Here is a 9,924-nt window from a genome sequence, read left to right on the forward strand (position 1 = left end):
TGCCCATGAGCCTGCGCGCCGCGCTGTCGATCCTTGCGCTTTCGCTGCTGGCCGGCTGCGTGTCGGGCGGCGCGAGCGACCCACTGGCCAACCGCCAGGGCAGGGCGCAGGCGGGGCAGGCTTATGTGCAGCTTGGCCTGGGTTATTTGCAACAGGGTTTGACCGAGCAGGCCAAAGTGCCACTGGGCAAGGCCCTGGCCCTGAACAGCACCGACGCCAACGCGCACGCCGCCCTGGCCTTGATGTTCCAGGCTGAAGGCGAGCCGGCACTGGCCGAAGCGCATTTTCGCAAAGCCCTGCAAATTAGCGGCGCAGACACGCGAATTCGCAACAATTACGGCAGTTTCCTTTATGCTCAGGGGCGATTTGCCGAGGCCAAGCAGATGTTTCGCCTGGCCAGTGCCGATACCCTGTATCCTGAGCGCTCGCGCGTGTACGAGAACCTTGGCCTGACCGCCTTGAGGCTCGAGCGCCGCGAGCAGGCGCACGCCTATTTGTTGAAAGCGTTGCAACTCAACCAGCGGCAACCGAAAGCATTGCTGGAAATGGCTGAGTTGTCCTACGAAAACGGGCATTATGTGCCGGCCCGGGACTACTACGATCGTTTCAGCCAGTTGAGCGAACACGATGCCCGTAGCCTGCTGCTGGGTAGCCGCCTTGCCAGGGTGTTCGACGAGCAGGGCGCACTGGCCGAAACGGGCCAGCAATTACAACGACTTTATCCCGGTACGCCGGAATATCAGCAATACCTGTCGGAGCAACGATGAACGCCGCGCATCCCGAAGTAGCCGTAGCGCCTGGCCAGAACCCCGGTGAGCTTTTGCGCCTGGCCCGTGAGAAACGGGACTGGTCTCAAGCCGAGGTGGCCCGCAAGCTCAACCTCACTGTCAGTTCGTTGAACCACGTGGAAACCGGCGCCTTCGACAAGCTGCCCGGGCATACTTTCGCCCGTGGCTACATTCGCGCCTATGCCAAGCTGATGGACCTCGACCAGGCCGCCCTGGTCGATGCCTTCGACCGCTACACCGGCACCCACGCCAAAGGCAGCGAAGTGCATTCGCTGGGCCGTATCGAAGAGCCTGTGCGTCTGTCGCACAACATCCTGCGCGGCGTCAGCCTGTTGTTGCTGGTAGCCGTGGTGGGGGGTGGCTTTGTCTGGTGGCAGGACCAGGGCAGCCTGCGTGGCAAGGACCTGGCCAAGATCGCCCTGGAGCACGTCGAGGTCGAAAGCGCCGACGGCACCACCCAGATTCACCCGCTTGATGAGCCTGAAGACCAAGCCGTTACCGCGGGCCAGCAGCCTGAGTCTGCACCGCTGCCGTTGGCACAGGGCGCCCCCGAGCAACCGGCCGCTGCTGGCGAACAGGTAGCGGCGAGCCCGGCACCTGCCGCAGCCGCTACGCCGGCACCTGCCCAGCAGGCACCGGTACAGCCAACTGCCAGCGTACCTGCGGCCACGCCTGCTCCGGTAGCACCGGCTACCCCGGCGCCGGCGGCTGCTGTGCCTGCGGCACCTGCAGCGCCGGTAACCGCCAGCGAGCCTGCCGCAGTGCCGGCCGGCAGCGCCAAGGTCGCCATCCAGTTCACCGCCGATTGCTGGACCCAGGTTTCCGACGGCAACGGCAAGGTGCTGTTCAGCGCCGTCAAGCGCAAGGGGGACAACCTCGAGCTGACCGGCAAGCCGCCGTTCGCGGTACGCCTGGGCTTTGCCCGTGGCGCCCAGGTCAGCTACAACGGCCAGGCCGTCGATGTTGCCCCGTTCACCAGTGGCGAGACTGCTCGCCTGAAGTTGGGACAGTAAGTCATGCACGGCGAATCTCCGATCAAACGTCGCGAATCCCGCAAAATCTGGGTCGGCAATGTGCCGGTGGGCGGTGATGCGCCCATCGCGGTGCAGAGCATGACCAACACCGACACCAACGATGTGGCCGCCACTGTGGGGCAAATACAGCGCCTGGTCGATGCCGGCGTGGACATCGTGCGGGTATCGGTGCCGGACATGGACGCCGCCGAAGCGTTCGGCAAGATCAAGCAGCTGGTCAGCGTGCCGCTGGTCGCCGACATCCACTTCGACTACAAGATCGCCCTGCGGGTGGCTGAGCTTGGCGTCGACTGCCTGCGCATCAACCCGGGCAACATCGGCCGTGAAGACCGTGTGCGCGCCGTGGTCGATGCCGCCCGCGACCGCGGTATCCCGATTCGTATCGGGGTTAACGCCGGTTCCCTGGAAAAAGACCTGCAGAAGAAGTACGGCGAGCCGACCCCGGCAGCGCTGGTCGAGTCCGCCCTGCGCCATGTCGAGCACCTCGACCGCCTGGACTTCCAGGACTTCAAGGTCAGCGTCAAGGCCTCCGACGTGTTCATGGCCGTCGAAGCCTACCGCCTGCTGGCCAAGCAGATCGTGCAGCCGCTGCACCTGGGCATCACCGAAGCCGGTGGCCTGCGTTCGGGGACGGTGAAATCTGCCGTCGGCCTCGGTATGCTGCTGGCCGAAGGCATTGGCGATACCATCCGTATCTCGCTGGCGGCCGACCCGGTCGAAGAAGTGAAGGTCGGCTACGACATCCTCAAGTCGCTGCACCTGCGTTCGCGTGGCATCAACTTCATCGCCTGCCCGAGCTGCTCGCGGCAGAACTTCGATGTGGTCAAGACCATGAACGAGCTGGAAGGGCGCCTGGAAGACCTGCTGGTGCCGCTGGACGTGGCGGTGATCGGTTGTGTGGTCAACGGCCCGGGTGAAGCCAAGGAAGCCCATGTAGGCCTGACCGGCGGTACGCCGAACCTGATCTACATCGACGGCAAACCGGCGCAAAAGCTGACCAATGACAACCTGGTCGATGAGCTGGAAAAGCTCATCCGCCAGAAAGCGGCCGAAAAGGCCGAAGCTGACGCGGCGCTGATCGCCCGTGGCTGACACACAGAATTCGTAAGGACTTTTCGTGAGCAAATCGCTGCAAGCCATCCGTGGCATGAACGACATCCTGCCAGAACAGTCGCCGCTGTGGCGCTACTTCGAAGGCACCGTGGCCGGCCTGCTGGACACCTACGGGTACAGCCAGATCCGCACGCCGATCGTCGAGTTCACCGAGCTGTTCAAGCGTTCGATCGGTGAAGTGACCGACATCGTCGAAAAAGAGATGTACACCTTCGAGGACCGCAACGGCGATTCGCTGACCCTGCGCCCTGAAGGCACCGCCGCCTGCGTGCGCGCAGTGCTGGAGCACGGCATCACCGGCAATGGCCAGGTGCAGAAGCTGTGGTACATCGGCCAGATGTTCCGCCACGAGCGCCCGCAGAAGGGCCGCTACCGCCAGTTTCACCAGATTGGCGTGGAAGTGTTCAACCTGGACGGCCCGGACATCGATGCCGAGCTGATCATGCTGACCTGGCGCCTGTGGGGCCTGCTGGGCATCCAGGACGCGGTCAAGCTGGAGCTCAACAGCCTGGGCACCAGCGAAGCCCGTGCCCGCTACCGTGACGCGCTGGTCGAGTTCCTCTCGGCGCGCCTGGAGCAACTGGACGAAGACAGCCAGCGCCGCCTGAAGAGCAACCCGCTGCGCATCCTCGACAGCAAGGACCAGAACACCCAGGCGGTACTGGTCGGCGCGCCGAAACTGGAAGACTACCTGGACGAAGCGTCGCGCGTGCATTTCGAGGGCCTTAAGGCCCGCCTGGACGCTGCCGGCATTCCGTTCGTGATCAACACCAAGCTGGTACGTGGCCTGGATTACTACAGCAAGACCGTGTTCGAGTGGGTGACCGACAAGCTTGGCGCCCAGGGCACCGTGTGTGCCGGTGGCCGCTACGACGGCCTGGTCGAGCAGATGGGCGGCAAGCCGACCACGGGCGTTGGTTTCGCCATGGGTATCGAGCGCCTGATCCTGCTGCTGGAAACCCTGGGTAAAGTACCCGAGTCGATCAGCCGCACCGTCGACGTCTACCTGTGCGCCTTTGGCGAACAGGCCGAGCTGGCTGGCCTGCGCCTGTCCGAAGGCCTGCGCGACCGCTTGCCGGGTTTGCGCCTGGCTGTCAACGCTGGGGGTGGCAGCTTCAAGAGCCAGTTCAAGAAGGCCGACAAGAGCGGCGCACTGTTTGCCCTTATCCTCGGTGACGATGAACTGGCCAGGCAGGAAATCGGCTTCAAGCCCCTGCGTGGCCAGGGCGAACAACAGAACATTGCCTGGGATGCTCTTGCAGGGCACCTGGAAACCGCGATCGCGCAGGCGTAACGCGGTTCAACAACGAATAGGCGAAAAGGAGTATTGGGGTGTCGAGTACCGATGATGATGACCTGGCAGGGGTCAAGGACTGGTGGAACCGCAACGGCAAGCCGCTGCTGACCGGCGCATTGCTGGCTGGCGTGGTGGTGCTGGGCTGGAACACCTGGCACAAATACCAGAACAACCAGTCGCAAGGCGCCTCGCAGCTGTATCAGGCGTTGCTTGAAACCAGCCTGACGCCGACTGGCCAGCCAGATACCACCAAGGTGGCGGAACTGGCCGGCAAGCTCAAGAGTGATTTCGGTGGTACCGCATACGCCCAGTACGGCAGCCTGTTCGTGGCCAAGGTCGCGGTCGACAGCGGCAAGCTCGACGACGCCGCTGCCGAGCTGAAAAGCGTGCTGGACAAGCCGGCCGATGTGACCCTGGGCGAGATTTCGCGCCAGCGTCTGGCCCGTGTGCTGGCCGCGCAGAACAAGGCCGAGGATGCCCTCAAGCTGCTTGACGGCGATGCCGACAAAGCCTTCCTGGCCAGCCGTGAAGAGTTGAAGGGTGACCTGCTGGTACAGCTGGGTCGCGCTGACGACGCACACAGCGCTTACGAGAAAGCCAAGGCTGCGCTGTCCGATGACGCGGCGGTCGGTGGCCTGCAATTGAAGCTGGATGACCTGGCCAAAGGGGACGCGTAAGTGATCGGTTGGAAACATGCAGCAGTGCTGACCCTGGCCGTACTGGCCGCAGGTTGCAGCAGCAACAGCAAGAAGGAACTGCCCCCGGCCGAGCTGACCAAGTTCACCGAGGAAGTGGTGCTGAAGAAGCAGTGGAGCCGTTCGATTGGTGACGGCCAGGGTGAAACCTACAACACCCTGGTACCGGCCATCGAGAACGACCGTATCTACGCTTCCGACGTCAACGGCGAAGTCTTTGCCCTCGACCGCATCACCGGTGACGTGGTGTGGAAGAAGGACCTGGAGCTGCAGGTTTCCGGCGCGGTTGGCGTAGGCTACGGCCTGGTCATGCTCGGCACCCTCAAGGGCGAAGTGATTGCCCTGGACTCCAGCACCGGTGAAGAGCGCTGGCGCTCCCGGGTGACCAGTGAAGTACTGGCCCCGCCTGCCAACAATGGTGACGTGGTGGTGGTGCAGACCCAGGATGACCGCCTGATTGGCCTGGATGCCGCCACTGGCGACCGCCGCTGGATCTACGAAAACACCCCGGCCGTACTGACCCTGCGTGGTACCGGTGCACCGATCGCTACCAACCGCCTGGCTGTCGCCGGCCTGTCCACCGGCAAGGTGGTGGCGGTGGATATCAACAACGGTGTGCCAGTGTGGGAAAGCCGTGTGGCCATTCCGCAAGGCCGTTCCGAGCTGGACCGTGTGGTCGACATCGATGGTGGCCTGCTGCTGTCCGGTGAAACCCTGTACGTCAGCACCTACCAGGGCCGCGTCGCGGGCCTGGACCTGGAAAGTGGCCGTGTGCTGTGGCAGCGCGATGCTTCCAGTTACGTGGGCGTCGCCCAGGGCTACGGCAACGTGTATGTCAGCGAAGCATCGGGTACCGTCGAAAGCGTCGACGAGCGCTCTTCCAGCGCCTTGTGGAGCAACGACACCATGGCCCGTCGCCAGTTGTCGGCACCGGAAGTGTTCTCCAGCTACGTGGCTGTAGGCGACTTTGAAGGTTACCTGCACCTGCTGAGCCAGGTCGATGGCCGCTTTGTTGGCCGTGAGCGTATCGACAGCGATGGCCTGCGCGCCCGCCCACTTGTGGTCGGCGACACCATTTATGTCTTCGGCAACAGCGGCAAGCTCGAGGCACTGACCATCCGCTGAAGCTATGCTTGAAGCCTTGGCGGGCTTCAAGCCGCGGCGTAGGACACGCCGCCCGTACCCCGGCCGCTGCCTTGCAGCGGCCTTTGCATTTTCAAGAATTCGAGAGTGGAGAGCCGATGGTTCCCGTAATTGCCCTGGTGGGCCGCCCGAACGTCGGCAAATCCACCATGTTCAACCGCCTGACCAAGACCCGCGATGCTATCGTCGGTGACCTGTCGGGGCTGACCCGTGACCGCCAGTATGGTGATGCCAGCTGGCAGGGTCGCTCCTTCATCCTGATCGACACCGGCGGTATCACCGGTGACGAAGTGGGCATGGATGAGAAAATGGCCGAGCAATCGCTGATGGCTATTGAGGAAGCCGACTACGTGCTGTTCCTGGTCGACGCCCGCGCCGGCATGACCGCCGCCGACCAGATGATTGCCGAGCACCTGCGCAAGCGCAACAAGTCGGCGATTCTGGTCGCCAACAAGATCGACAACATCGACCCCGATGTTGCACGTGCCGAGTTCTCGCCCATGGGCATGGGCAACGCCATTCCGGTGGCGGGCTCCCAGGGCCGTGGTATCAGCGCCCTGATGGAAGCCGTGCTGGGTCACCTGCCGCGTGACGCCGAGGAAGAAGCCCTCGACCAGGACGTCGCAGAAGGCGAGGAGGCCGTGCGCATTCCTGGCCCAAGCGAGAAGGATGGCATCAAGATCGCCATCATCGGCCGCCCGAACGTGGGCAAGTCGACCTTGGTCAACCGCATGCTCGGCGAAGAGCGCGTGGTGGTGTACGACGAGCCGGGTACTACCCGTGACAGTATCTACATCCCGTTCGAACGTGACGGCGACAAGTACACCTTCATCGACACCGCCGGTGTGCGCAAGCGCGGCAAGATCCACGAGGAAGTCGAGAAGTTCTCGGTGGTCAAGACGTTGCAGGCGATCAAGGACGCCAACGTCGTCATCTTCGTCATGGACGCCCGTGAAGGGGTGGTCGACCACGACCTGAACCTGTTGGGCTTCGCCCTTGAGGCCGGCCGCGCCATCGTCATTGCCCTGAACAAGTGGGATGGCATGGAGCCGGGTGAGCGCGCTTACGTGAAGACCGAGCTGGAGCGCCGGCTGTTCTTCGTCGATTTCGCCGACATCCACTTCATCTCCGCCTTGCACGGCACCGGCGTAGGCAACCTGTACAAGTCGGTGCAGGCCGCGTTCACCTCGGCGGTGACCCGCTGGCCAACCAGCCGCCTGACGCAAATCCTCGAAGATGCTGTCAGCGAGCACCAGCCACCGCTGGTCAACGGCCGCCGCATCAAACTGCGCTATGCCCACCTCGGTGGTGCCAACCCGCCGCTGATCGTGATCCACGGCAACCAGACCGAGAGCATTCCCAAGTCGTACTCGCGTTACCTGGAAAACACCTACCGACGCGTGCTGAAGCTGGTCGGTACGCCGATCCGCATCGAGTACAAGGGCGGTGAGAACCCGTACGAGGGCAAGAAAAACACCCTTACCGACCGCCAGGTCAACAAGAAACGCCGCTTGATGTCGCACCACAAGAAGGCCGAGAAGAAGCGCCGCGACAAGCGCTGATTAGCGGCAAGCTACAAGCTACAAGCTGCAAGAAAGAGCAGAGGGTGATCCATGCCGCTTTTTCTTGTGGCTTGAAGCTTGTAGCTTATAGCTCTCAGTCCCCAGGAAAGAGGGCTCCATGATCCGCAGCAAACTGCCGAATGTCGGCACGACCATCTTCACCACCATGTCCCAGCTCGCCGTGCAGACTGGCGCGCTCAACCTTTCGCAAGGTTTCCCCGACTTCAACGGTCCGCAGGCCCTGCTCGATGCAGTGGGCCGGCATGTGGCTGCCGGGCATAACCAGTATTCGCCTATGACCGGCCTGCCGGCCCTGCGCCAGCAGGTGGCAGCCAAGGTCGAGCGCTTGTACGGGGCCAGGGTGGACGCCGACCAGGAAGTGACCATCACCCCCGGCGCCACCGAGGCGATCTTCTGCGCCATCCAGGCGGTCGTGCAGGCCGGTGACGAGGTGATCGTCTTCGACCCTTGCTACGACAGCTACGAACCGTCCGTGGAGCTGGCCGGTGGCCGCTGCGTGCATGTGCAGCTGAGTGACAACGACTTCCGTATCGACTGGCAGAAGTTCAGCGACGCGCTGAGCCCGCGCACGCGCATGGTCATCCTCAACTCGCCGCACAACCCCAGTGGTGCACTGATTACCCGCGAAGACCTTGACCAGTTGGCCCGGCTGATCGCCGACCGCGATATCTGCCTGGTCAGTGACGAAGTTTATGAGCACCTGGTCTTTGACGGCGTGCGCCACGCCAGCGTGCTGGCCCACGCGCAGCTGTACCAACGCGCCTTCGTGGTCAGCTCATTTGGCAAGACCTACCACGTTACCGGCTGGAAGACCGGCTACGTGATCGCCCCGCCAGCGCTGAGCGCCGAGCTGCGCAAGGTGCACCAGTACGTCAACTTCTGCGGGGTGACGCCGTTGCAGTGCGCGCTGGCCGATTTCATGGCCGAGCACCCGGCACATATCGATGAGTTGCCGGCCTTCTACCAGGCCAAACGCGACCTGTTCTGCGGCTTGCTGGAAGGTTCGCGTTTCAGCTTTACCCGCACGGCGGGCACCTATTTCCAGCTGGTGGACTATTCGCAAATCCGCCCGGACCTGAACGATGTCGACATGTCGCTGTGGCTGACCCGTGAGCACGGCGTAGCGACCATTCCGGTGTCGGTGTTCTACCAGCAACCCATCCCCGAGCAACGCCTGGTGCGCCTGTGCTTTGCCAAACGAGAGGAGACGCTGCGTCAGGCAGCGGAAAAACTATGCGCGATCTGAGCACACTGCCGAACCTGAAAGTTGCCCTGGTGCAAACCACCCTGGCCTGGCATGACCGCGAGGCCAACTATGCGCACTTCGAGGTGTTGCTGGAGCAGGTGGGCGAAGTGGACCTGGTGATTTTGCCGGAAATGTTCACCACCGGTTTTTCCATGCAGTCGGAAAGCCTGTGCGAGCCGGAGAACGGCCCGACCTACAAATGGCTGAAAACCCAGGCGAAGAAGTACAACGCGGTGATCACCGGTAGCGTGATTATCCAGGCCGCCGATGGCAGCCATCGCAACCGCCTGCTGTGGGCGCGCCCGGATGGCGAGATCTTGCACTACGACAAGCGCCACCTGTTCCGCATGGCCGGTGAGCACAAGCACTACACCCCCGGCGAGCGTCAGGTGCAGTTCGAGATCAAGGGCTGGCGGGTTCGCCCGCTGATCTGCTACGACCTGCGCTTCCCGGTGTGGAGCCGCGATGCCCAGGACACCGACCTGCTGCTGTACACCGCCAACTGGCCGGCTGCACGCCGTCAGCACTGGAACCGCTTGCTGCCGGCGCGGGGGATCGAGAACCTGTGCTATGTGGCGGCGGTTAACCGGGTGGGGACGGATGGCAAGGGCTTTGCGTACTCGGGTGACAGCCAGGTGCTGGACTTCCAGGGTGAGAGCCTGCTCAGTGCCGGGGAGGCTGACGGCGTGTTTACTGCGGTGTTGAGCGCGGCGGAGCTGGCGGCGTACCGGGCCAAGTTCCCGGCAAACCTGGATGCTGATACCTTCGAGCTCCACTGACAGCCTGTTGGGGCCTCTTCGCGGGCTTGCCCGCTCCCACAGGTATCCCACAATACCTGTAGGGGGAAACTGTCTTGTGTTGCCTGTCAGGGCCCTATCGCCGGCAAGCCAGCTCCCACAGGTACTCCACAGGCCTGAAGACTTGTGCAGGACCTGTGGGAGATCACCCAGCCCTTCCGGGCTGCGCTGTCGCGCAGCAAACATGAGATGTATGGCTCCAGATCTGCGGTGGCGCTGACATTTTGA

At 63.2% G+C, this 9,924-nt stretch carries 9 protein-coding genes; all 9 read left to right on the forward strand.

The genetic code is table 11. The features are described 5' to 3' along the window. The first annotated feature begins 5 nt into the window (after positions 1-5). The 9 genes from pilW to ACI2KG_RS16945 all read left to right on the forward strand — a co-directional run bounded on the left by pilW (position 6) and on the right by ACI2KG_RS16945 (position 9,678). Positions 6-767 carry a type IV pilus biogenesis/stability protein PilW gene (pilW, locus tag ACI2KG_RS16905; protein WP_404662634.1) on the forward strand — a complete coding sequence of 254 codons (762 nt, stop codon included), beginning with the start codon at positions 6-8 and terminating at the stop codon, positions 765-767. After that, positions 764-1,801: a RodZ domain-containing protein gene (locus tag ACI2KG_RS16910; RefSeq protein ID WP_400615252.1), complete on the forward strand. Its 1,038-nt coding sequence runs from the start codon at positions 764-766 to the stop codon at positions 1,799-1,801. The genes pilW and ACI2KG_RS16910 overlap by 4 nt, the downstream gene beginning before the upstream one ends. A 3-nt stretch (positions 1,802-1,804) precedes the next feature. Then, positions 1,805-2,914 carry a flavodoxin-dependent (E)-4-hydroxy-3-methylbut-2-enyl-diphosphate synthase gene (gene ispG / locus ACI2KG_RS16915; RefSeq protein WP_110744926.1) on the forward strand — a complete coding sequence of 370 codons (1,110 nt, stop codon included), beginning with the start codon at positions 1,805-1,807 and terminating at the stop codon, positions 2,912-2,914. 25 nt (positions 2,915-2,939) lie between these two features. Next, on the forward strand, positions 2,940-4,229 hold the full coding sequence (gene hisS, locus ACI2KG_RS16920) for a histidine--tRNA ligase (protein ID WP_404662635.1): 1,290 nt from the start codon (positions 2,940-2,942) through the stop codon (positions 4,227-4,229). Between the two features lie 38 nt (positions 4,230-4,267). Then, on the forward strand, positions 4,268-4,909 hold the full coding sequence (locus ACI2KG_RS16925) for a tetratricopeptide repeat protein (RefSeq protein ID WP_201198632.1): 642 nt from the start codon (positions 4,268-4,270) through the stop codon (positions 4,907-4,909). Then, positions 4,910-6,052, forward strand: coding sequence for an outer membrane protein assembly factor BamB (bamB, locus tag ACI2KG_RS16930; RefSeq protein ID WP_404662636.1), 1,143 nt, complete (start codon positions 4,910-4,912; stop codon positions 6,050-6,052). Between the two features lie 116 nt (positions 6,053-6,168). After that, a complete protein-coding gene (gene der, locus ACI2KG_RS16935; RefSeq protein WP_019472658.1) occupies positions 6,169-7,632 on the forward strand; it encodes a ribosome biogenesis GTPase Der in 1,464 nt (487 codons plus the stop codon). A 118-nt stretch (positions 7,633-7,750) separates the two neighbouring features. Further along, positions 7,751-8,899 carry a pyridoxal phosphate-dependent aminotransferase gene (locus ACI2KG_RS16940; RefSeq protein WP_404662637.1) on the forward strand — a complete coding sequence of 383 codons (1,149 nt, stop codon included), beginning with the start codon at positions 7,751-7,753 and terminating at the stop codon, positions 8,897-8,899. Then, complete coding sequence (locus ACI2KG_RS16945; RefSeq protein ID WP_404662638.1) at positions 8,887-9,678, forward strand: amidohydrolase; 792 nt, start codon at positions 8,887-8,889, stop codon at positions 9,676-9,678. Before ACI2KG_RS16940 ends, ACI2KG_RS16945 begins: the two co-directional genes overlap by 13 nt. Positions 9,679-9,924: the final 246 nt, after the last annotated feature.

Source organism: Pseudomonas sp. NPDC089407 (assembly GCF_044900445.1).
Lineage (GTDB): Bacteria > Pseudomonadota > Gammaproteobacteria > Pseudomonadales > Pseudomonadaceae > Aquipseudomonas.

Coding starts and splice junctions, on each gene's coding strand:
- ispG (WP_110744926.1), top strand. CDS start 1,805: ATGCACGGCGAATCTCCGATCAAACGTCGCGAATCCCGCAAAATCTGG.
- der (WP_019472658.1), top strand. CDS start 6,169: ATGGTTCCCGTAATTGCCCTGGTGGGCCGCCCGAACGTCGGCAAATCC.
- ACI2KG_RS16940 (WP_404662637.1), top strand. CDS start 7,751: ATGATCCGCAGCAAACTGCCGAATGTCGGCACGACCATCTTCACCACC.
- ACI2KG_RS16945 (WP_404662638.1), top strand. CDS start 8,887: ATGCGCGATCTGAGCACACTGCCGAACCTGAAAGTTGCCCTGGTGCAA.
- ACI2KG_RS16910 (WP_400615252.1), top strand. CDS start 764: ATGAACGCCGCGCATCCCGAAGTAGCCGTAGCGCCTGGCCAGAACCCC.
- pilW (WP_404662634.1), top strand. CDS start 6: ATGAGCCTGCGCGCCGCGCTGTCGATCCTTGCGCTTTCGCTGCTGGCC.